Annotated in this window: 20 protein-coding genes and 3 pseudogenes; 5 read left to right on the forward strand and 18 right to left on the reverse strand. The window is 64.3% G+C overall.

Annotation, left to right across the window (positions count from 1 at the left end; all coding sequences use genetic code 11):
- Positions 1–56 precede the first annotated feature (56 nt).
- From MPC4_RS10585 to yajC, 5 genes are all read right to left on the reverse strand, one after another.
- On the reverse strand, positions 57–926 hold the full coding sequence (locus MPC4_RS10585) for a phytoene/squalene synthase family protein (RefSeq protein ID WP_174512495.1): 870 nt from the start codon (positions 924–926) through the stop codon (positions 57–59).
- Complete coding sequence (locus MPC4_RS10590; RefSeq protein ID WP_174512496.1) at positions 926–1312, reverse strand: Mth938-like domain-containing protein; 387 nt, start codon at positions 1310–1312, stop codon at positions 926–928. Before MPC4_RS10590 ends, MPC4_RS10585 begins: the two co-directional genes overlap by 1 nt.
- Positions 1313–1335: 23 nt before the next feature.
- The gene (gene secF, locus MPC4_RS10595) at positions 1336–2301 is read right to left on the reverse strand and encodes a protein translocase subunit SecF (RefSeq protein ID WP_174512497.1); all 966 of its coding nucleotides are present in this window, start codon (positions 2299–2301) and stop codon (positions 1336–1338) included.
- Positions 2302–2429: 128 nt separating this feature from the next.
- On the reverse strand, positions 2430–4028 hold the full coding sequence (secD, locus tag MPC4_RS10600; RefSeq protein ID WP_174512498.1) for a protein translocase subunit SecD: 1599 nt from the start codon (positions 4026–4028) through the stop codon (positions 2430–2432).
- A 79-nt stretch (positions 4029–4107) separates the two neighbouring features.
- On the reverse strand, positions 4108–4446 hold the full coding sequence (gene yajC, locus MPC4_RS10605) for a preprotein translocase subunit YajC (RefSeq protein WP_134491733.1): 339 nt from the start codon (positions 4444–4446) through the stop codon (positions 4108–4110).
- Positions 4447–4746: 300 nt separating this feature from the next.
- On the opposite strand from yajC, the gene MPC4_RS10610 reads away from it, so the two are divergent.
- On the forward strand, positions 4747–5649 hold the full coding sequence (locus MPC4_RS10610) for an ATP-binding protein (RefSeq protein WP_174512499.1): 903 nt from the start codon (positions 4747–4749) through the stop codon (positions 5647–5649).
- A gap of 14 nt (positions 5650–5663) precedes the next feature.
- Here the strand turns inward: MPC4_RS10610 and dusA are convergent, their stop codons facing one another.
- The gene (gene dusA, locus MPC4_RS10615) at positions 5664–6665 is read right to left on the reverse strand and encodes a tRNA dihydrouridine(20/20a) synthase DusA (RefSeq protein WP_174512500.1); all 1002 of its coding nucleotides are present in this window, start codon (positions 6663–6665) and stop codon (positions 5664–5666) included.
- Here dusA and MPC4_RS21215 point away from each other — a divergent pair.
- Genes MPC4_RS21215 through MPC4_RS21225 form a run of 3 tightly spaced genes read left to right on the forward strand, consistent with a single transcriptional unit; the run spans position 6647 to position 7720 of the window.
- Complete coding sequence (locus tag MPC4_RS21215; protein ID WP_244628948.1) at positions 6647–7060, forward strand: hypothetical protein; 414 nt, start codon at positions 6647–6649, stop codon at positions 7058–7060. The two genes, dusA and MPC4_RS21215, sit on opposite strands and share 19 nt — an antisense overlap.
- The gene (locus tag MPC4_RS21220; RefSeq protein WP_244628949.1) at positions 7030–7314 is read left to right on the forward strand and encodes a site-specific integrase; all 285 of its coding nucleotides are present in this window, start codon (positions 7030–7032) and stop codon (positions 7312–7314) included. Before MPC4_RS21215 ends, MPC4_RS21220 begins: the two co-directional genes overlap by 31 nt.
- 49 nt (positions 7315–7363) lie before the next feature.
- Positions 7364–7720 (forward strand): tyrosine-type recombinase/integrase, encoded by a 357-nt coding sequence (locus MPC4_RS21225; RefSeq protein WP_280514785.1) that lies wholly within the window; start codon positions 7364–7366, stop codon positions 7718–7720.
- Between the two features lie 370 nt (positions 7721–8090).
- Here the strand turns inward: MPC4_RS21225 and pcaF are convergent.
- The 3 genes and pseudogenes from pcaF to MPC4_RS10635 all read right to left on the reverse strand — a co-directional run bounded on the left by pcaF (position 8091) and on the right by MPC4_RS10635 (position 10910).
- Positions 8091–9292, reverse strand: a pseudogene (pcaF, locus tag MPC4_RS10625) (3-oxoadipyl-CoA thiolase).
- Between the two features lie 209 nt (positions 9293–9501).
- Positions 9502–10191, reverse strand: coding sequence for a 3-oxoacid CoA-transferase subunit B (locus MPC4_RS10630; protein ID WP_174512501.1), 690 nt, complete (start codon positions 10189–10191; stop codon positions 9502–9504).
- Complete coding sequence (locus MPC4_RS10635; RefSeq protein ID WP_174512502.1) at positions 10188–10910, reverse strand: 3-oxoacid CoA-transferase subunit A; 723 nt, start codon at positions 10908–10910, stop codon at positions 10188–10190. The genes MPC4_RS10630 and MPC4_RS10635 overlap by 4 nt, the downstream gene beginning before the upstream one ends.
- Before the next feature lie 132 nt (positions 10911–11042).
- Here MPC4_RS10635 and MPC4_RS10640 point away from each other — a divergent pair, with 132 nt between their 5' ends.
- Positions 11043–11801, forward strand: coding sequence for an IclR family transcriptional regulator domain-containing protein (locus MPC4_RS10640; protein ID WP_174512503.1), 759 nt, complete (start codon positions 11043–11045; stop codon positions 11799–11801).
- 270 nt (positions 11802–12071) lie between these two features.
- Here the strand turns inward: MPC4_RS10640 and MPC4_RS10645 are convergent.
- The 9 genes and pseudogenes from MPC4_RS10645 to trbB all read right to left on the reverse strand — a co-directional run.
- Positions 12072–12899 (reverse strand): annotated as a pseudogene (locus MPC4_RS10645) (MFS transporter); the annotation flags it as partial.
- Positions 12900–12968: 69 nt separating this feature from the next.
- Positions 12969–13649, reverse strand: a complete 681-nt coding sequence (trbF, locus tag MPC4_RS10650; protein ID WP_174512505.1) for a conjugal transfer protein TrbF — start codon at positions 13647–13649, stop codon at positions 12969–12971.
- Positions 13649–15022, reverse strand: a complete 1374-nt coding sequence (trbL, locus tag MPC4_RS10655; protein WP_174512506.1) for a P-type conjugative transfer protein TrbL — start codon at positions 15020–15022, stop codon at positions 13649–13651. The genes trbF and trbL overlap by 1 nt, the downstream gene beginning before the upstream one ends.
- Positions 15019–15330: a putative entry exclusion protein TrbK-alt gene (gene trbK-alt / locus MPC4_RS10660; RefSeq protein ID WP_244628950.1), complete on the reverse strand. Its 312-nt coding sequence runs from the start codon at positions 15328–15330 to the stop codon at positions 15019–15021. Before trbK-alt ends, trbL begins: the two co-directional genes overlap by 4 nt.
- 2 nt (positions 15331–15332) lie before the next feature.
- The gene (trbJ, locus tag MPC4_RS10665) at positions 15333–16094 is read right to left on the reverse strand and encodes a P-type conjugative transfer protein TrbJ (protein WP_174512507.1); all 762 of its coding nucleotides are present in this window, start codon (positions 16092–16094) and stop codon (positions 15333–15335) included.
- Positions 16091–18546, reverse strand: a pseudogene (trbE, locus tag MPC4_RS10670) (conjugal transfer protein TrbE). Before trbE ends, trbJ begins: the two are co-directional and overlap by 4 nt.
- 26 nt (positions 18547–18572) lie before the next feature.
- A complete protein-coding gene (locus MPC4_RS10675) occupies positions 18573–18842 on the reverse strand; it encodes a VirB3 family type IV secretion system protein (protein ID WP_174512508.1) in 270 nt (89 codons plus the stop codon).
- Positions 18842–19174, reverse strand: coding sequence for a TrbC/VirB2 family type IV secretion system protein (locus MPC4_RS10680; RefSeq protein WP_174512509.1), 333 nt, complete (start codon positions 19172–19174; stop codon positions 18842–18844). Before MPC4_RS10680 ends, MPC4_RS10675 begins: the two co-directional genes overlap by 1 nt.
- Entirely contained in the window at positions 19171–20136 is a 966-nt protein-coding gene (gene trbB / locus MPC4_RS10685) for a P-type conjugative transfer ATPase TrbB (protein WP_174512517.1), read from the reverse strand. Before trbB ends, MPC4_RS10680 begins: the two co-directional genes overlap by 4 nt.
- Positions 20137–20503 lie beyond the last annotated feature (367 nt).

Below are 20503 nucleotides of genomic sequence, written 5' to 3' on the forward strand. Positions count from 1 at the left end.
CATGGAGGCGTTCTAGCAATGAAACGGCGGCGGATAAAGGATTTCCGCAGCGCCGCCTATGCCCACTGCCTGGCGGCGCGCCAAAGAATCCATTGGCGGCGCCATTGCGGCAGTTGCACCACCGTCTGGAACGGCTCGTAGCCGGGTTTTTCCATCTGGCGTAAATAGGCTTCGCAGAGGCTTATCGGCAGAAACCCGGCGCGGCAGACATCCGGCAGGCCCTCGATCCGCGTCAGGAAAACGTCGAGATTGTCGCGCGCGAGGCCACGCAGATCAGAGAGCGCGCCGAGAATCGCAGGCGTCGCCTGCCCGGCGGCGACGTTGGCGCGGTCGAGCCCATGCTTTTTGAGGATATCGAGCGGGATGAACATTTGGCCCCGCGCGCTGAGCCAGGGAAAAGCCCGCAACAATCCCGTCAAGGCGTAAGCAATTCCGCCATATTGCGACGCTCCAAGCCCGCTCGCAGGCTGCTCCCCATCGAGGATCATCGGAATCATGCGAAAGAGCGAGGAGGAGGTCGCTTTGACATAGGCGGTCAGGGCCTCGACGCTTTCCATGCCGTCGTCATAAAGATCGAACTCCCGCGCGTGGATCAGTTCGAGCAAGGCGCCCGCCGGCAGATCGAAGCGCTCCATCGTGTCGAGGAGCGCCGCGGCGACCGGGCTGGACCTGACGTCGCCCGAGTCCGGCTTTTCGAGCGCGTCGCGCCACCATTGCAGGCGGATTTCGCCAAGCAGCGGCTCAGACACGATTTCGCGTATGCGGGAAACTTCGAGGTTGAAGGCATAGAGCGCATGGACATGGCGGCGCTTCGCCTCAGGAATAAAGAGGCTGGCGAGCCATCTGTCCGGGTCGCCCTGCCGCACGATCGCGTCGCAATAGGCATAGTTCGGGTCGGCGCTCATATTTTTGGCCGGGCCATTCATCAGGGCGCAGCCAGAAGCGCGGCCGCGACTCGCCTTTTTTCACCGAGCAAAATGGAATAGGTGCGCGCGGCGGCGCCGGTTTGCATGGGCTCGGCCCTGATGCCCGCCGCGCGAAGACGCTGACGCAGAGCGGCGCTGATCGGAACCATCTCCCGCCCCGTGCCGATCAGAAGATGCTCGATCAGGCCCGGCTTTTCAGCGAAGACGGGGCCGAGCGCCTCGATCGTAATGTCTGACGGGTCAATCGCGCTCCAGGCGTAAATGCCGGACGGCACGGCGAGGATCGCCCCGCGATGGGACATGCCGCCGAAGCGAAAGCCGCCGGCGCCGTAACCCTCGATCACATGCGCGCCGGGAAGAAACCCGGCGTATTTCGCTTCGCTCATGCTTGGCTCCCAAGAGAGCGCGTTCAGGATTTTGCGGCCGAGGTCCTTGCGAGCTTGCCGCCCGGCGTCGGCTCGGCGCCGACGGTCTCACTGCGCAGGCCAAGGTAAATCAGCATCGGCGAGCAGATGAAAACAGACGAATAGGTGGCGACAAAGATGCCCCAGATCATCGCGATCGAGAAGGAGCGAATCACCTGCCCGCCGAAAACAACGAGCGAGAACAGCGCGAGGAACACCGTCGTCGCCGTCATGATCGTTCTTGGCAGCACCGCATTGACCGAGACGTCGATCAGTTCGTCGGTCGGCATCTTGCGATATTTGCGCATCATTTCGCGAATGCGGTCGAGCACGACGACGGTCTCGTTCAAAGAATAGCCGACGATGGTCAAGATCGCGGCGATCGACGTCGTATTGAACTCGAGCCGGGTCAGGGAGAAAAAGCCGACCGTCAGCAGAAGGTCATGCATGGTCGCGATGATCGCCCCGACCGCGAACTGCCATTCGAAGCGGAACCAGAGGTAACAGAGCACGGCGATGATCGAGAGCACGACGCCAAGCGTGCCGGACTGCACGAGTTCGCCTGAAACGCGCGGGCCGACGACCTCAACGCGCCGGAAATCATAATCATTGCCAATCGCGGCCCTGATGCGCGCGATCGCCGCCTCCTGCGCCGCGGCGTCGCCCTTCTCATCGTGCTGCACGCCGAAGCGCAAGGTGACGTCCGACGGCGAGCCGAATCCCTGCACCTCGACGTCGCCGACATTCATCTTTTCGGCGACCGCGCGGAGATGGGCGATGTCGGCGACGCCGGTCTTGGCGCGCAGCTCGATCAGCGTGCCGCCCGAAAAATCGATGCCGAAATTCATGCCGAGCGTCAGGAACAGCACGACGGAAATGATCGAGAGCACGGCCGAGAAGGGGTAGCTCACGCGCCGGAAGCGCATGAAGGGGAATTTTGTGTTCTCTGGCGCAAGGCGCAGAAGTTTCATGCCAAAATGCCTTATGCCTTGCTGTCCCGGATTGACCGGGCGATCATTCGAATCATGGTTTAGCGGCTTTATCTATTCGTCCGTCCAGCATGGGCCTGGCCAAAGCCCCGGCTTCTCGGGCCGAGGCGCTAGATGGGCAGGCGCACCGGCCGTTTGTAGCGATACCACAAGGTAATCATCATGCGCGTCATCGTCACCGCTGTCACGATGGTCGTCAAAATACCGAGCGCCAGCGATACGGCAAAGCCGCGCACGGGCCCCGATCCCAGAAAATAGAGAATCGCGGCGGCGACGAACATGGTGACGTTGGAATCGACGATGGTGGCGAAGGCGCGGTTGAATCCGGCGTCGAGCGCGGAGACGATCGAACGCCCCATATGAGCCTCCTCACGAATACGCTCGTAGATCAGCACGTTGGAATCGACCGCCATGCCGATGGTCAGCACAATGCCCGCTATGCCCGGCAGCGTCAGCGTCGCGCCCAAAAGGACGAGGCCGGCGAAAATAAACGCGATATGGACGAGCAGCGCGATATTGGCGAAAACGCCGAAGACGCCGTAGGTAATCAGCATATAGAACGCGACGAGGCCGGCGCCGACATAGGCGGCGCGCTTGCCGGCGTCGATTGAATCCTGCCCCAGCCCCGGTCCGACGGTGCGCTCCTCGACGATCGTGAGCTTGGCCGGAAGCGCGCCGGCGCGCAACAAAATCGCCAGATTATTCGCCGATTCGACGGTGAAATGGCCGGAGATCTGACCTGACCCGCCGGTAATCGGCCCAAGGATGCGCGGCGCGGAAATGACCTTTCCGTCGAGTACGATGGCGAAAGGCCGGCCGACGTTTTCGGAAGTGACCTCGCCAAAGCGCTGGCCGCCCCGAATGTTGAAGCGGAAATTGACCACCGGCTCCTGCGTGCGGCTATCGAAGCCCGGCTGCGCGTCGGTCAGGTCTTCGCCCTGGACCATCACGCGCTTTTCGACGGGCAGCTTGCTTCCCGGCCTGTCGACCTCGTCGAGCATTTCCGTCTCGGACGGATCGGCGCCCGGTTCGCCGACAAGGCGGAACTCGAGCTTCGCGGTCGTGCCGAGAATATCCTTGAGCTTGCTGGTGTCCTGCAGGCCCGGCACCTCGACCAGGACGCGATCATCGCCCTGGCGCTGGATGTTCGGCTCGGTGGTGCCGAGCGCATCGACGCGGCGGCGCAGAACCTCGATCGACTGCTCGACGGCGCGGCGGACCTTGGCCTTTATGCCGGCGTCGGTCACCGTGAACTGAACAAGGCCGTCGCTATTCTGCGTGATGTCGAACACGGACGCGCCGGGTCCGGTCGTCAGCCCGGCGCTGGCCGGGGTCGTCAACTGCCGCAGTTTCGGCATGACCTTTTCGCGCTCGGCCGGATCGGGGATGCGCACCTGCACGCCGCGCGGCAGCACGCCGATGCCGCCCGAAATCGAGACTTTTTCATCGCGCAGCACGCGACGCACGCTATCGCGCAGGTTTTCGACCATCGTCTTGACGACCGACGAACTGTCGACCTCGAGGAGGACATGCGAGCCGCCCTGAAGATCAAGGCCAAGCACGATGGCGCGCGCCGGAACCCATTTCGGCAAATGCGAAATCAGCGCGGCGCGCGTATCCGGGGCAAGCAGGCTCGGCACGATCACGAGAATCGCGAACGCCGTCATGGCCAGGATGGAGACGATCTTCCAAGTCGCGAAACGCAGCATGGCGTTGAAAAATATCCGAAAGTTTGGGCGCCAGGGACGCCGTTAAAAGAGCGGGGCTAGGGCGATGATCGCGGCGCGGTCAGGCTTGTTCCTTGACGGGTTCGCCCTTGGAGCGCACATCGGTGATGAGGGAGCGCACGACCCGCACCCGTACATTCGGCGCGATTTCAAGTTCGACCTCGGCGTCATCGACGACTTTGGTAACTTTGCCGATCAGGCCGCCCGAAGTCACGACGCTGTCGCCGCGCCGCACGTTCTTGATCAGATCAGCGTGTTCGCGCGCGCGCTTCTGCTGCGGCCGCATGATCAGGAAATACATGATGACGAGGATCAGCGCGAAGGGAATAAGCTGCACGATCAGGTCCGTCGGTCCGCCGGCCGCACCGCCGACGGCTTGGGCGAAAGCAGGTGTAAACACGTTCCCCTCTCCTCAAAAATGTGCGCGCCCGAGCATCCGGCCTTTAAGCGCGGGCGGACTATAGCGAGTGCCGGAATGAAAGCAATGGCGCCTGCGGCCGTCATAAAAAAGGGCGCGTTCCGGCGTGGCGGCGCGCCTTGAGCAAAGTCGGCGATCATAACAAATCCGCGACAGGCCGGAATGCGCTGGCGAGGCTCGGGCAATCATGCTGTAAAGCGGCAAGGCTTGCGCATGTGCTCCGTCTTGCGGGCGCGGCGCATGACGTCGATCCGCTATGAACTTCAAAGATGATCCATCACAATGACCAGCACCGAAAAGCCCATGTCCTTTGCCGCCGATCCACGCTCCACCGAGGCGCTGGAGCGGATCGCGGCGGCGCTGGAAAAGCTCGTCCCCGCCCCGCCCGCTCCAATCGATCTGGACGCCGCAGACGCATTCGTCTTTTCGGCGAGCGCGCCGCACCTGCAGCCGGTGCGCCAGGTCAACCGCGTCGACATGGCGCTGCTGCGCGGCATCGACCGGCTGCGCGATATTCTGACCGACAACACCGAGCGCTTCGCAAAGGGCCTTCCCGCCAATAACGCTCTTTTATGGGGCGCGCGGGGCATGGGAAAATCCTCGCTGGTGAAAGCCGCTCACGCCAGCGTTAACGGGCGATTGACGCCCGCCAATGGCTTCAGGCCGCTGAAACTCATTGAGATCCACCGCGAGGACATCGACAGCCTGCCGGCGCTGATGGCGCTGGTGCGTGAGACGCCCTATCGCTTCGTCGTGTTCTGCGATGATCTTTCGTTCGACGCCGCCGACACAAATTACAAATCGCTGAAAGCTGTGCTCGAAGGCGGCATCGAAGGGCGCCCCCCCAACGTCCTTTTTTATGCGACCTCCAACCGGCGGCACATTCTGTCGCGGGACATGGTCGAAAATGAGCGTGGCACAGCGATCAATCCCGGCGAAGCGGTAGAGGAAAAGGTGTCGCTCTCCGACCGTTTCGGCCTGTGGCTCGGCTTCCACGCCTGCTCCCAGGCCGATTATCTTGCGATGGTCTTTGGTTACGCGGACCATTTTGGGCTGGCGAAGGATCGCGAAGCCATTGAGCGGGAAGCGCTCGAATGGGCGATTACGCGCGGCGCGCGATCCGGGCGCACCGCCTGGCAATATATTCAGGACCTCGCCGGACGGCTCGGCAAGGTCATCGGGTGAAGGCGGGCTGCGCCTCAGGCCGCTTCGTTCAGGGGGCGCCGGCGCGGATCTATATGGACAAGCGCCGCGCGTAAAACCCGCGCATCGGCGCCAGGCTTGACCGCTTCCGTCGAGAGGTGACGCCGCCACGCGCGGGCCCCGGGCCTTCCGTTGAAAAGGCCGAGGACATGCCGCGTCATGGCGTTGAGCGGAACCCCCTCCGCGAGCCGCGCCTCGACATAGGGAACAAAGGCCAAAATCGCCTGCTCCGCGTCACTGAAAGGCGCCTCTTCGCCGAAAAACAGCGGATCGACCGCCAGCAGCAGCGCCGGGTCCTGATAGGCGGCGCGGCCGACCATCACGCCATCGACGAAATCGAGCTCAGCACGCATCTGGTCGAGCGTCGCAAGCCCCCCATTGATCGCGATCGGCACATGCGGAAAACGCTGCTTCAGCGCATGGACCAAAGCATAATCAAGAGGCGGAACATGCCGGTTGTCTTTAGGCGACAGGCCCGTCAGCCATGCTTTCCGCGCATGGACGATCAGCGCGTCGGCTCCTGCGGCGATGACGACCTCCGCCAACGCGCCGAGCGCCTCCGCCGGCTCCTGATCGTCGACGCCAATGCGGCATTTGACCGTCACCGGAATGGAAACTTGCGCCTTCATGGCGGCGACGCAATCGCCGACCAGCGCCGGCTCGCGCATCAGGCAGGCGCCGAAAGCGCCGTTCTGCACGCGCTCGGAGGGGCAGCCGACATTGAGATTGATCTCGTCGTAGCCGAAATCGGCGCAAATCCGCGCCGATTGCGCAAGATGCGCGGGGTCGGAGCCGCCAAGCTGCACGGCCACCTGATGCTCGGCGCCGTCGAAGCCGAGCAGGCGCTCGCGCTGACCATGCAGCACCGCCGCGGTCGTCACCATCTCCGTATAAAGCCGCGCGCGTCTCGACAAAAGGCGATGGAAAAACCGGCAATGACGGTCGGTCCAATCCATCATAGGCGCCACGGCAAATCTATGTGCTTGATATTGCTTCATTTTTTCAGTACTATCAGATCGTTAGGTCCTGGCGAGTCCAAATTCGTCGCAAGGGACGTTATGCAAGCGAGACGTTTCTGCGGCGTGAGGACGCCCGGCGCTGGGCTCTGGAAGCGGAGGTCCAAGCCGACCGCGGCGAGACGCCCTCAAGCTCGCGGGTAGCCAGGGTCAAAACCTTCGGCGAATTGATCGACCTCCATATGGAGGATATGGCGGCGGTGGGCAAGACGCCCCTCCAGTCGAAGGCCGCGACCCTCGACCTGCTGCAGCGCGAACCTGGCAAATGCAGGATTTCTTCCCTGGACCGCGAAAGATTGATCCGATTTGGGCGCGAGCGTGCCGATCAAGGCGCCGGCCCCATCAGTTGGGCATCGATATCGGGACGATCAAGCTGATCTTGTCGCATGCGGCAGCGATCCATGGTCTTGAAATTCGCGTCGAGCCTGTCGATCTCGCGCGCCTTGCGCTGAAGCGCCTTGGTCTCATCGGCAAAGGAATAGAGCGCGACCGCCGCCCGACGCAGGATGAGTTGGCGCGGCTGATTGCACACTTCGATGGCAATCCAAGACAGCTCATTCCCGTTGGCTCGATCATTCGCTTCGCGGTCGCGACGGCGATGCGCCAGGATGAAATTTGCCGGGCTCAATAGTCCGACGTCGACCCGCGAACTCGAATGCTGCTGATTCGGGACCGGAAGGATCCGCAACAAGAAGGGCAATCACCAGCGCATTCCGCTGTTCGCCGCTGCTGGCTATGACGCATGGGAAATTATCGACGAGCAGCGCAATCGGCGCAGCAACGAATGCGATCGCATTTTTCCGTATAATGGAAAATCAGTTGGCACGGCTTTTCGTCGAGGCTGCGTGGAGCTCAACATCGAAGATCTTCACTTTCATGACTTGCGCCACGAAGGAACGAGCCGATTGTTCGAGGCTGGCTTCACGATCGAGCAAGTCGCGCTTGTGACCGGACACAAGGACTGGAAAATGCTGAAACGCTACACGCACCTGAAGCCGGAATCGCTCCATGCTTTGGCCGCCTCCCGCGTGGCATGACGTCCAGGAACCTTGCCAAGGTTGGGGTCGAGGGTTCGAATCCCTTCGCCCGCTCCAATTTCTCTCAAGGAAATCAAAGCGATAAAAGCGGCCCTTCGGGGTCGCTTCTGCTTACATTGTCTCCGATGCCTCTCAATGTAAGCACTGTGTAAGCAGATTGAGGGCGAAATCTGGCGTAGGTTGGAAGCTCCACTTCCTCGCAGCCCATTCGCGCTGGCAGTTCGGCGACCGCTTGGCGCCGACAGTCGATGGCGTTCACCATATCCAGGAGGCTGAGGTCCATGTACCTGGACGAAAGCCGGCCGAACTTGAAGCGGCTGCATGACGGGCGGCATCAGAAGCGTCAGAAAATGAAGCGACGCGCCCGTCCTCAGACTCGCTCCAGCGCGATCGCTACGCCCTGCCCGACGCCGATGCACATGGTCGAAAGCGAGCGCCTGCCGCCGCCGATCTTCAGCTCTAGCGCCGCCGCGCCGGTGATGCGCGCGCCTGACATGCCGAGCGGATGGCCAAGGGCAATGGCGCCGCCATTCGGATTGACACGCGGATCGTCCTCGGCGACGCCGAGATCGCGCAGAACGGCGAGGCCCTGAGAGGCAAGGCCTCGTTGAGCTCGATCACATCGAAATCCACCTGCGTCAGCCCCAGCCGCATCATCAGCTTCTTCGATGCCGGCGCCGGACCCATGCCCATAATCCGCGGCGGCACGCCGGCCGTTGCCCCGCCCAGCACGCGGGCGATGGGAGAAAGCCCATATTTCGCCGCGCTCGCCTCGTCGGCAAGGATGAGTGTGGCGGCGCCGTCGTTGACGCCCGACGCGTTGCCGGCCGTCACCGTACCACCCTTGCGAAAAGGGGTCGGCAGCTTTGCCAGCGCCTCGAGCGTCGTCGCGCGGGGATGTTCGTCGCGCGCCACGATGAGCGGTTCGCCCTTGCGCTGCGGGATCGTCACTGGCGTGATCTCTTTCGCAAGCCGGCCGCTCTCCTGCGCGGCCGCGGCCTTGGTCTGAGAGCGCAAGGCGAAAGCGTCCTGATCCGCGCGGCTAACGCCAAAATCCTCGGCGACGTTCTCGCCGGTCTCTGGCATCGAATCCACGCTATATTGCGCTTTGAGCAGCGGGTTCACGAAGCGCCAGCCAATAGTCGTGTCGTGAATTTCTGAATGGCGCGAGAAGGCGGCCTCGGCCTTTGGAATGACGAAGGGCGCGCGCGACATCGACTCAACCCCGCCCGCGATTACAAGCTCTGCTTCGCCCGCCTTGATGGCGCGCGCGCCTGTGATCACCGCATCCATCCCCGAGCCGCACAGCCTGTTGATCGTCGTGCCCGTGACGCCGAACGGCAGGCCCGCCAGAAGCAGGGACATGCGCGCGACATTGCGGTTGTCCTCGCCGGCCTGATTGGCGCAGCCGAAGATTACGTCGTCGACCGCCTCCCAGTCGACCTTCGGATTGCGCGCCGTCAGCGCCTTCAGCGGAATGGCGCCGAGATCATCGGCTCGCACCGGGGCGAGGGCACCGCCGAACCGGCCGATGGGCGTGCGTATATAGTCGCAGATGAAAACCTCTCGCATCGCAAATCTCCTGAGAAACTGTTCGGAGCCCCCTTCCCAGTGCAATCACGTAGCCCTCATTGTGAGGAGCGTGCGAAGCACGCGTCTCGAAGGACGAGGGCGGCCGGGAGAAGGATTCGCTAACGACGCCGTCGTGGTTCGAGATGCACCCTTTCGGGCGCTCCTCACCATGAGGGGATCGGGGCCGTTGAAGCGTTTTCGGACGCTCTCTAGAGCTCCGGCGCGATCAGATCGGCGACCGGCCCGTCGATCACGAGCTCAGCTCCCGTGAGCGATTGCAGCCTGTCGAACGGGATGGACGCCAGCTTCTCGCGCAGCACGAAGCGGCCGCTTTCGATGTCGATGACGGCGAGGCTCGAATAGACCCGCGTCACGCAGCCGACGCCCGTCAGAGGCAGCGAACAGTGCTCGACAAGCTTCGGCTTCCCGGTCTTTGCGACATGCTCGGTAATGATCGCGACGCGCTTTGCGCCATGGACGAGATCCATGGCGCCGCCCACGGCCGGCACGCCCTTGGCGCCGACGCTCCAATTGGCGAGATCGCCATTTTGCGCCACCTCGTAGGCGCCGAGGATTGCGACGTCGAGATGGCCGCCGCGCACCATGGCGAAGCTGTCGGCATGATGGAAAAAGGCCGAACCCGGCTTCAACGTCACCGCCTTCTTGCCGGCGTTGATGAGGTCCCAGTCTTCCAGTCCCTCGGGAGGCGCCTCGCCGAAATCGAGAACGCCGTTCTCCGTATGGAAGATCGTCTCGCGCCCCGGCGGTTGATAGCGCGCGACCATTTCGGGAAAGCCGATGCCGAGATTGACATAGGCGCCGTCGGCGATGTCCTGCGCCGCGCGCCAGGCGATCTGCGCGTTGGACAGCTTGACGTTGTCAGTGGCGGATGACGTCATGGATAACTCGCTCCGGCTCGGTTGAGCAGTTCTTCCTGCTGCGGTTCGGGGACTTCGACCACTTTCCTGACGAAGATGCCCGGCGTGACGACATGCTCGGGATCGATGCCGCCGAGCGGCGCGATCTTCGAGACCTGCGCGATGGTTTCCCGCGCCGCCATGCACATCAACGGATTGAAATTGCGGGCCACCTTGTTGTAGGTCAGGTTGCCGTGCGGATCACCGACATGCGCCTTCACCAGCGCAAAGTCCGCTTTGAGCCAGCGCTCCTGCACATAAGGGCGGCCGTCGAATTCGGCGACCCGTTTTCCCTTGGCGAGCTCAGTGCCATAGGAGGTCGGCGTGTAGAACGCCGGAATGCCGGCGCCGCCGGCCCTGATGCGCTCGGCGAGCGTACCCTGCGGGACCAGTTCCAGCACGATCTCGCCCGCCAGATACTTCTCTGTGAACACGCGCGGATCGGCGGAGCGCGGGAAGGAGCAGATCAGCTTCTTCACCATGCCGGCTTCGATCATCGCGGCAAGGCCGACATGGCCGTTGCCAGCATTGTTGTTGACGATGGTGAGGTCCTTCGGACCACCCGTTCGCACGAACCGGTCGATCAGCGCGTGGATGAGTTCGATCGGCGCGCCGGAGCCGCCAAAGCCGCCGACCATGACGGTTGCGCCATCGGCAATGTCCGCCACCGCCGCGGCAAGCGTTGTGATCGTCTTGTTCATGGATGTCCCATCGCCCCGTTCCAACCTTCTCGAGTGAATTTTCTTGCGCAGACTATGGAAAGCCCCTGTCGACAGCAATGGAATTTGTGCGTTATATAATTTTTGTTCGTATATCGCACAAACGAGGCGGCAATGGTCAACCAGCGCGACACGATGGGAGGGCTCGCCAAGGGGCTCGCCGTCATCGAGACTTTCACGGCAGATCGCCCGCGGCAGTCCATTGCGGAAGTCTCCGGAGCGAGCGGCCTCGATCGGGCCACGGCGCGGCGCTGCCTCCTGACGCTCGCCGAGCTTGGCTATGCCGACTACGACGGGAAATTCTTTACGTTGACGCCGCGCGTGCTGAGGCTCGGCACGGCCTGCCTCGCAGCCATGCCCCTGCCGCAGTTCGTGCAGCCCTGGCTCGACGGGCTCTCCGAAGAGCTTGAAGAAAGCGCCTCGGTCTCGATCCTCGATGAGGATGAAATCGTTTATATCGCGCGCGCGGCGCGGCGAAAGGTGATGTCGATCTCGTTGATGCCCGGCTCGCGCTTGCCCGCCTATTGCACCTCGATGGGGAGGGTGCTGCTCGCCGCGCTGCCGGAAGCCGAAGTGCGGCGGCGGCTTTCGATCCGGCCGATTGCGGCGCGGACCTCGCTGACGCTCACCGATCCCGACGCTGTTATGGCGAAGATCGGCCGCGCACGCGAGGAAGGTTACGCCGCAATCGATCAGGAGGTGGAGATGGGCCTGCGCTCCATCGCCGTGCCTCTCCTCAATTCGCGGGGCGCTACGGTTGCGGCGCTGAACATCGGCGTGCCCGCGATTGGAAACGACGCGGGGAGCCTTGTCGCGCTCTATCTTCCCGCGCTCGTCAGGGTCCAGGCCGAAATCAAGAAGGTCCTGCGCTAACATCGGCCGAAACTCTGCACATGCGGCGCTTTCTCCAAGCGACGGCGGTCGGAGGAGTTGCCCGTTTGCTCCCGGGTCGGGCGTCGATCGGATTCTCACGAGGCGACAGGGTGGAGGACAGGTAGAAGGGAAGACGAGCGCGCGACGAGCCTCACCTTCGTCGCGTCAAACAACCGGCGACGCGCTGGGGAGCCGAAGATCACGTCGTGGTGCGGCCCCGTAGGAGGTAGACGCCCATCGCGGCCACGGCGACGATCGTCATTGTCCCCGTCATGGCAACGGGGGACCGGTTGTCCACGAGCCGCTCAGTAACGCGCTCACAGCTGCGCCGGCAGTCATTTGGCCGCATCGCAACGCCCCAGCCGCGGCGCCTGCTGCTTGCGGCAGGTCCTGCAGCGCATCATGCGTCGCCATCGCTCCGACCAAGCCGAACCCGAACACCGCCAGTGCAGCAGCCGGCAGCAGCGTGAAGACGTGGATCTTCCCCGCCGCCGCCGCTGCGAGGCCGATCCCAGAGCCAAAGATCATAATCGCGAGGCCAGTCTGCATGAGAGTCTGGGGGCCGCACTTCTCGCCGCTGAGTCGAGCGCTAATCAGCGAGCCCACCAGGAACCAGACAGCGGCGGCGGCAAAAAAAAGTGCGAATTCGATATGCGACAAGCCAAGCGTTTGAATGAGGACCGAAGGCGCGCCTGAGATGAAGCTGAACGCGCAAGCGAAGCTCAGTGCATAGATCAGGGCGAACGTGCGGAAGGAAACGCTCGAGAGCACGTCTGCATAGCCGTGCAGCATACTGCGGCGCTTGATCGGCGGGCGCCGATCGGGTGGAAGCGTGTCGTGAAAGCCTATCCAGGCGCACAAGGCCATAGCGAAACCCACAGCCGCTTGCGCGGCATAGATTGTGCGCCAGCTTCCAACCGCCAGGAGCCACGACCCGATCGTCGGAGCAATCAGCGGGGTAACACCCAGAAGGGCCGCTACGTGGGACAGGCGCCGGCGCGCGGCTCCGCCCTCGAACACATCGCGGATAATCGCGAGCGGCAGAATTGCGCACACACCGGCGGCAGCCCCTTGCACGAGACGCGCGGCGAGGAGCCCAGTGAAGGAGACGCTCTCGGCGCCGACGGGGAGCCGGAGAGCAAGCGTTGCGGGAAAGCGGTAAAGTCATCAGCCGAGCTCCTTCGACCAGTTGATGGCGTTGATGTAGATTCCGAGCGGATTTTGGCGCAGCCGTTCGGCATCGCGTGGCGGCTGGATCGCGATGGTCAGAATGGCGGTCCAACGGGATGTCTCGGCGAGCGCGCCGTCCTGATAGCGGCGCTGAGTCCAGGCGACGCGAAAGCTGTCGGGCGAGGCGCGGATCACGCTCGAGACGTCGACGGCGATCTGTTGCTTGCCAATTTTGGCGAAAGGATCGTCGGCGCGGGCGTAGTCGTTGAGCGCCATCGCGCCGCTCGCTGTGGTGAAGTCATAGGCGCGCAGCCAGTTCCGCCGCACGATGATCGGATCGGCCGCGATCGAACGCACCTCTTCGATGAAGCGGGCAAGGTGCCAGGCGATTTGCGGATCCCCTGGCGTGTAGTCGACCTCGGCCGGCGCGATCGCCTGCGCCTCGCCAAGCTTGTCGACCTGCACCACCCAGGGGACGATCGTCCCGGTGGCCGATTGCCAGACGAGGCCGAAGGCCAGGCCCGCCGACAGGAAAAGCGAACCAAACGCCATCAGCCGCCAGTTCCTGGCCTGGACTCGGGCCGAGCCGATGCGCTCGTCCCAGACCTGCGCGGCTTTCTGATAGGGCGTTTCGGGTTCGGGCGTGCGGCCATAGCGCACCGACGGTCGCTTGAACATCAGGGCTCCTTTTCGGACAGATCGACGGAATGGCCGCCGCCAGGGCTGTCGCCCGCGCGCACGGCGTGGGCGGCCGTCGAGACGCCATGACGGACGGTCTGGCTGCGCTTGAGGTCGGACGACCAGGCAGGCGGCGACGATGTCGCCGTCGTCGATCCGGAGGCGGCATAGGAGGCCTCGGCCGCCGCCGCGTGGCTCTCGACCGCCCCCATGGTCGATGAGCCGCCGGTCGCGGCGAAGCCCGACCTGGCGCCGGACTCGAAACTCCCCTTCACGGCGTCAGCTGCCCGCGATGCGGCGCGCCGGATCGGCGCCGCGGCGGCGGCGCCGACCGCCCTGCCGACGCCGGTGAGGCCGGACGCGACGCCCGCCGCGCCGCCCTGCCCGAGGGAGGCGAGACCATAAGAGGTAGACGCCGCTCCGGCCGCGAACGCGCCGCCGCGGGCCGCCGCAGCTGTTAGACGCCCCGCGCCAGCAAGCGCAGCTCCGCCGCCACCGAGCGCGGCGCCTGCCCCCATCGCGACCCCAGCGACGGCGATTCCCGTCCCGACCGCGGCGCCGGCGCCAAGCTGGGGCGCGCCGGAGACGAGGCCGGTGGCGATGCCCGGCCCGAAGATGCCGAGGCCGAGCAAGGAAAGCGCGGCGAGGACGACGGACAGCGCCTGCTCGACGGTCGGCTGGCCGCCGCCATATCCCGTCGTGAATTGCGAGAAGAGACCCGAGCCAATGCCGACGATGACGGCCAACACCATCACCTTGACGCCGGAGGCGACGATGTTGCAGAGCACCTTCTCGGCCAGGAAAGCGGTCTTGTTGAACAGCGCAAAAGGAATCAGCACGAAGCCCGCAAGCGTCGTCAGCTTGAATTCGATGAGGGTGACGAAGAGCTGGACGGCCAGGATGAAGAAAGCGATCAGCACCAGGAGCCAGGAGACCATCAGCACGGCGATTTGCACGAAATTGGCGAAGAAGCTGGCAAAGCCCATCATCTGGCTGGCGGCGTCGAGCAGCGGCTGGCCGGCGTCGAGCCCGACCTCCGCGAGCCGGCCGGGGCGCAGGAAGTCGGCCGTCGAGATCGACGAGCCGCCGGCCTTGAGCCCGAGACCGGCGAAGCTGTTGAAGACAATGGCCGAGAGCTTGTTGAAGTTGCCGATGAGGAAGGCGAAGAAGCCGATATAGAGAGTCTTTTTCACCAGCCGGTGCAGCACGTCTTCATCGGCGCCCCAGGCCCAGAACAGGCCGGCGAGCGCGATGTCGATGACGATCAGGGTTGAAGAGAGATAGGCCACTTCGCCCTTGAGCAGGCCGAAGCCGGAATCGATGTAGGTCGTGAAGGTGTTGAGGAAGCTGTCGATGACGCCAACATTGTTCATGGCGCGCCGCCTTCCGACGCCGAAGCAGCCGGCGGCGCGGGCGTCGCCACTGGCAGCGGTGATTTACCGAAGAAGCGGCGACGGTTCTCCGCCCAGACCGCGCGGCAGCGTGGATCTTCGGCATCCTTGGGATCGAGGGCGGCGCATCGCCGAAGTTCGGCCGAAAGATCGTCGGCTGGCGGCGCGGCCGAGGATATTCCGGGCGCCCGCACATCCGCACGCCGGTGGAGGGTCGCCGCCGCGATGAGCAACCCTGCGAGCGCTGCGACGAGGGAGAGGCGAGTGAGCGTCATGGTGTCGACGCGCATGCTCAGTTGACCCCAAACATCGTCACCGTGGACGGGACATAGCCGCTCCGCGCCGAAAAAAGCCGATACTGCTGCTGGCCCTGGGACTCGGTCGCAGTCGATCGCGCCTGCTCCAGCGCGTCGGAGCGGCTCTTGGCGGAGACGACGGCGATGAGGTCGGAGAGCTGCTGCGATTGCAGCGCCAGCAGCTGGTTGCCGGCCTGCGCCGCCTGTAGCGCCCCGCTCGCCGATTGACTGCTCGAGACCAGCGACGACATCGAGGCGCCGTTTGCATTGATGTTGCCGGCAACGCCGGCCTGCACTTTGAGCGAATCCTCGAAAGCCCCAACGGAAGTTTGCCAGCGGGTCTGGGCGACCGCGATGAGAGAGGCGCTGGAGGCCGTCGCCGGGACCGCGCCATAGGTCGTCGAGAACGCCTGCTCAACCTTCTGCACGTCGAAGGCGATGTTTTGCGCCTGGGAAAGCAACGTCTGGGTTCTCTGGACCGAGGACTGCAGCTGCTGCAGGGTCGAGGTCGGCAGGCTGGCGAGATTCTTCGCCTGATTAACCAGCATCTGCGCCTGGTTCTGCAGCGAAATGATCTGATTGTTGATCTGTTGCAGCGCGCGCGCCGCCGTCAGCAGGTTCTGCGCGTAGTTCGCCGGATCGTAGACGACAACCTGCGCGGAGGCGGATGGGGTCACCGGCGGCGACAGCAGCGCAGATAGCACCGCGGCGACAAGGAGCGTCGATGGCAGCCGCGAGAAGAACCCAATGCTGGTCATGGCTGAGCCTCCGGGACGTCGTGCGGGATGACATTGGCGAGATCGGGGATCAGCTCGGCGGCCCAACCGAGACCGCGATCGGCGAGCCACGCGTCGACGAAAGCGTCGCGGCCGTAGTCGGTGATCACGCGCTCAATGGCGGCGTGATCGGCCTTGGAGGACGCCGCGCAGAAGGCGAGCGCGACCGGACCGAGGCCGAGCTCGAACAGGCGATTGCCGCGGCGGGATTGGCAGTAATAGTCGCGCTTCGGCGTCGCCCTTGCGATGATCTCGATCTGACGATCGTTGAGGCCGAAGCGGCGATAGATGGCGGTGATTTGCGGCTCAACGGCGCGCTCGTTCGGCAGGAAGATGCGCGTCGGACAGCTCTCGACGATGGCCGGGGCGACGGCGCTGCCATCGATGTCGGAAAGCGACTGGGTGGCGAAGATGACGGAGGCGTTCTTTTTGCGCAGCGTCTTCAGCCATTCGCGGAGCTGCTGCGCAAAAGCCGGATCGTCGAGAACAAGCCAGCCCTCGTCGATGATGAGCAGCGTCGGCCGTCCGTCGAGCCGCCCTTCGATGCGATGGAAGAGATAGGTGAGGACGGCGGGCGCAGCCCCTGCCCCAATCAGCCCTTCGGTCTCGAACGCCTGGACGCTGGCCTCGCCGAGCCGCTCGACCTCGGCGTCGAGCAACCGGCCGAACGGACCGCCGACGCAATAGGGTTGCAACGCGCGCTTCAGCGTTCCCGACTGCAACAGCACTGCGAGACCGGTAAGGGTGCGCTCCTCGACCGGTGAAGAGGCCAGCGAGGCGAGCGCCGACCAGATATGCTCCTTGGCGGCGGGATCGACGACGACGCCCTCCTTCGCCAGAATCGCCGCGATCCAGTCCGCCGCCCAAGCGCGCTCACCCGCCTCGTCGATCCGCGCGAGCGGCTGAAGAGCGACAGAGTCTTCTGCGCCGTCCGACAGGCCGCCGCCGAGATCATGCCAATCGCCATTCATGGCGAGCGCCGCCGCCCGGATGCTGCCGCCGAAATCGAAGGCAAAAAGCTGCGAACTTGCATAGCGGCGAAACTGCATCGCCATCAGCGCCAGCAGGACGGATTTGCCGGCGCCGGTCGGGCCGACGATCAGCGTGTGTCCGACATCGCCGACATGCGCGAGAAGCGGAACGGCGTCGATCCTTCGGTCTTGCCGAAGAACAGCGGCGGCGCCTGAAAATGCTCGTCCCATTCCGGCCCGGCCCAAACCGCCGAGAGCGGGATCAGATGGGCGAGGTTCAGCGTCGAGACCGGCGGCTGGCGCACATTGGCGTAGACGTGGCCCGGCAGCGAGCCGAGCCAGGCCTCGATCGCATTCACCGTCTCCGGCATGCAGGTGAAATCGCGCCCTTGGATCACCTTTTCGACGAGGCGCAGTTTTTCCGCCGCGACGGCCGGGTCTTCGTCCCACACGGTCACCGTGGCGGTGACATAGGCTTCCCCGACATCGTCTGCGCCCAATTCCTGAAGCGCCGCGTCGGCGTCGGCCGCCTTGTTCGCCGCATCGGAATCGACCAACACGGACGCCTCATTGGTCATCACCTCTTTGAGGATCGCCGCGACTGACTTCCGCTTGGCGAACCACTGTCGCCGGATTTTTGTGAGCAGCCGCACCGCCTCGGTCTTGTCGAGCAGGATCGCGCGGGTGGACCAGCGATACGGAAAAGCGAGCCGGTTCAGCTCATCTAGAATGCCGGGGTGGGTCGCGGTCGGGAAGCCGACGACGGTGAGCGTGCGGAGATGATGCGAACCGAGACGCGGCTGCAGGCCGCCGGACAACGGCTCGTCGGCCAGCAGCGCATCGAGATACATGGGCGTCTCAGGGACGCGGACTTTTTGGCGCTTGGTTGAAATCGTCGAATGCAGATAGGTCAGCGTCTCGGCGTCATCGAGCCAGGCCGCTTCCGGCACGAAGCCCTCGACGAGCTGCAGCACGCGATCCGTCCGGTCGACGAAGCCGCGCAGCGCCTCCCAGGCGTCGACGCCAAATTGAGCGCGTCCCTCATAAAGCCAGCTCTCCGCGCGCGACACATCTTCGGCCGGCGGCAGCCAGAGGAAGGTGAGGAAATAGCGGCTCTCAAAATGGACGCCGGCGGATTCGAAGGCGTAGCGCCGTTCGAGGTCGACGAGAGCCGACGCCGGCTCCGGAAAACGGCTCGGCGGATAATATTGCGCAGGAGCCCGACTGGCTTCGACGAAGATGGCCCAGCCGGAGCCGAGCCGGCGCAGCGCGTTGTTGAGCCGCGCCGTCACGCCGACGAATTCAGCTGGCGTGGCGGAGTCGAGATCCGGACCGCGGAACCGCGCGCTGCGCTGAAACGAGCCGTCCTTGTTGAGGACGACGCCTTTCTCCACGAGCGCCGCCCAAGGCAGGAAGTCTGCGAGGCCCGTTGTATGGTTGCGATATTCGGAGAGGTTCATCATGGCGGCGTCTCCAAAACCTCTCGCTCTCACGCGTGGAAAAACGGCGGATAGCGCAGATGCCGGCGGACCACCTCGACGAAGCGCGGATCGCGCTTCGCCGCCCAGACGGCGGCGCTATGGCCGACCGCCCAAATGATCGCTCCGGGAACCCACAGCCTGAGGCCGAGGGCGATGGCCGCCGCCAGCGTGCCATTGGCGATAGCGACGGCGCGCGGCGCGCCGCCGAGCAGAATCGGGTCGGTCAGCGCGCGATGAACCGGGACCAGGAAACCGCCGATCGGTTCGTTTCGCTCCATCAGACCAGCGCTCCGCCGCTGAAGGAGAAGAACGACAAGAAGAAGCTCGACGCCGCGAAAGCGATGGAAAGACCGAAGACGATCTGGATCAGCCGGCGAAGGCCACCTGAGGTGTCGCCGAAGGCGAGCGTCAGGCCCGTCACAGTAATGATGATGACCGAAATGATCTTGGCGACCGGGCCTTGCACCGATTCGAGGATCTGGTTGAGCGGCGTCTCCCAGGGCATCGACGAGCCCGCGGCATGAGCGGCAGGCGCAAGGGCCAGAGCCATGAGACTGAAGGCGGCGATTGTTGCGAATTGGCGGCGAACGCGAATGGCGGACGGAATCATTGCGGCTCTCCTGCAGGAACGGCGGCTGTCGGGATGGCGCCGCCGCCTTCATCGACGGGGACGACGCGGTAATCGGCGGATTGAGGATCAAGGCCTGTGACGAAGGCGAGCTCGGCGAGACGACGCTGCGAGCCGCGACCGGCGAGCACGGCGATGAGATCGATGGTCTCGGCGATCAGCGCGCGCGGGACAGTGACGACGGCTTCCTGGATCAGCTGTTCGAGGCGGCGCAGCGCGCCGAGCGCTGACCCCGCATGGATGGTGCCGACGCCGCCAGGATGTCCGGTGCCCCAGGCTTTCAGGAGATCCAGCGCCTCCGCGCCGCGCACTTCGCCGATCGGGATGCGGTCGGGACGCAGGCGTAGCGACGAGCGCACGAGGTCGGACAGCGAGACGACGCCGTCCTTGGTGCGCAGCGCCACGAGATTCGGCGCCCGGCATTGCAGCTCGCGCGTATCCTCGATCAGCACGACGCGATCGGAGGTTTTCGCCACCTCGGCGAGCAGCGCGTTGGCGAGCGTCGTCTTGCCGGTCGAGGTGCCCCCGGCGACAAGAATGTTACGGCGCTCGGAGACAACCTGCCGCAGAACGTCGGCTTGGCTTGCCGTCATAATGCCGGCGGCGGCATAGTCGTCGAGTGTGAAGACAGCGACGGCTGGCTTGCGGATCGCGAAGGCCGGGGCGGCGACCACAGGCGGCAACAGCCCCTCGAACCGCTCGCCCGTCTCGGGCAACTCGGCCGACACGCGCGGTGAACCGGCATGCACCTCGGCGCCGACATGGTGCGCGACGAGCCGAATGATGCGCTCGCCATCGGCTGGCGACAGAATTGCGCCGGTATCGGCAAGACCCTCCGACAGACGATCAACCCAAAGCCGGCCGTCCGGATTGAGCATCACTTCGACGATCGCCGGGTCGTCGAGAAAGGTCGCGATGGCGGGCCCCAGCGCCCTGCGCAGCATGCGCGCGCCGCGCAGAAAGCCTTCGGATTGGAGGGAGGCAGCCACCACGATCGTCCCCGGCGTAAAGCCGATTCAAACAGGCGATCGGCGTCGGGGACGATTAGAAGAGGCAGAAACTCGGACGTTGCAACAAGCGTCTACCGAGCGTCGCAGGCCGTCGTAGAGCAGAGAAAAAATACTTGCCACGTGGAAAACCGCCGAGAAGTGCCCTACCGGTTTTCATTCCTGGTGACATTGCCCTGACCTTGCCCCCAGTTTTATCCAATCCTGAGTTCGCTCTGGCGGTTTGATTTGCCTTTTTGGGCGGGTTGAGCGGCGTTAGCCGGCGCGGAGCTAGCGGGATGGCGCAGCTCCGGCTCACGCCGCG

Source organism: Methylocella tundrae (genome assembly GCF_901905185.1).
Lineage (GTDB): Bacteria > Pseudomonadota > Alphaproteobacteria > Rhizobiales > Beijerinckiaceae > Methylocapsa > Methylocapsa tundrae.

What these genes read in the sequence shown, in the direction of transcription:
- secF (WP_174512497.1), bottom strand. Translation starts at nt 2,301, where the DNA reads ATGAAACTTCTGCGCCTTGCGCCAGAGAACACAAAATTCCCCTTCATG.
- MPC4_RS10680 (WP_174512509.1), bottom strand. Translation starts at nt 19,174, where the DNA reads ATGATTCCGTCCGCCATTCGCGTTCGCCGCCAATTCGCAACAATCGCC.
- trbL (WP_174512506.1), bottom strand. Translation starts at nt 15,022, where the DNA reads ATGAACAATGTTGGCGTCATCGACAGCTTCCTCAACACCTTCACGACC.
- dusA (WP_174512500.1), bottom strand. Translation starts at nt 6,665, where the DNA reads ATGAAGCAATATCAAGCACATAGATTTGCCGTGGCGCCTATGATGGAT.
- MPC4_RS10630 (WP_174512501.1), bottom strand. Translation starts at nt 10,191, where the DNA reads ATGACGTCATCCGCCACTGACAACGTCAAGCTGTCCAACGCGCAGATC.
- MPC4_RS10635 (WP_174512502.1), bottom strand. Translation starts at nt 10,910, where the DNA reads ATGAACAAGACGATCACAACGCTTGCCGCGGCGGTGGCGGACATTGCC.
- MPC4_RS10585 (WP_174512495.1), bottom strand. Translation starts at nt 926, where the DNA reads ATGAATGGCCCGGCCAAAAATATGAGCGCCGACCCGAACTATGCCTAT.
- trbK-alt (WP_244628950.1), bottom strand. Translation starts at nt 15,330, where the DNA reads ATGCGCGTCGACACCATGACGCTCACTCGCCTCTCCCTCGTCGCAGCG.
- trbJ (WP_174512507.1), bottom strand. Translation starts at nt 16,094, where the DNA reads ATGACCAGCATTGGGTTCTTCTCGCGGCTGCCATCGACGCTCCTTGTC.
- secD (WP_174512498.1), bottom strand. Translation starts at nt 4,028, where the DNA reads ATGCTGCGTTTCGCGACTTGGAAGATCGTCTCCATCCTGGCCATGACG.
- MPC4_RS10640 (WP_174512503.1), top strand. Translation starts at nt 11,043, where the DNA reads ATGGTCAACCAGCGCGACACGATGGGAGGGCTCGCCAAGGGGCTCGCC.
- MPC4_RS10610 (WP_174512499.1), top strand. Translation starts at nt 4,747, where the DNA reads ATGACCAGCACCGAAAAGCCCATGTCCTTTGCCGCCGATCCACGCTCC.
- trbB (WP_174512517.1), bottom strand. Translation starts at nt 20,136, where the DNA reads ATGCTGCGCAGGGCGCTGGGGCCCGCCATCGCGACCTTTCTCGACGAC.
- MPC4_RS10675 (WP_174512508.1), bottom strand. Translation starts at nt 18,842, where the DNA reads ATGGAGCGAAACGAACCGATCGGCGGTTTCCTGGTCCCGGTTCATCGC.
- MPC4_RS10590 (WP_174512496.1), bottom strand. Translation starts at nt 1,312, where the DNA reads ATGAGCGAAGCGAAATACGCCGGGTTTCTTCCCGGCGCGCATGTGATC.
- trbF (WP_174512505.1), bottom strand. Translation starts at nt 13,649, where the DNA reads ATGTTCAAGCGACCGTCGGTGCGCTATGGCCGCACGCCCGAACCCGAA.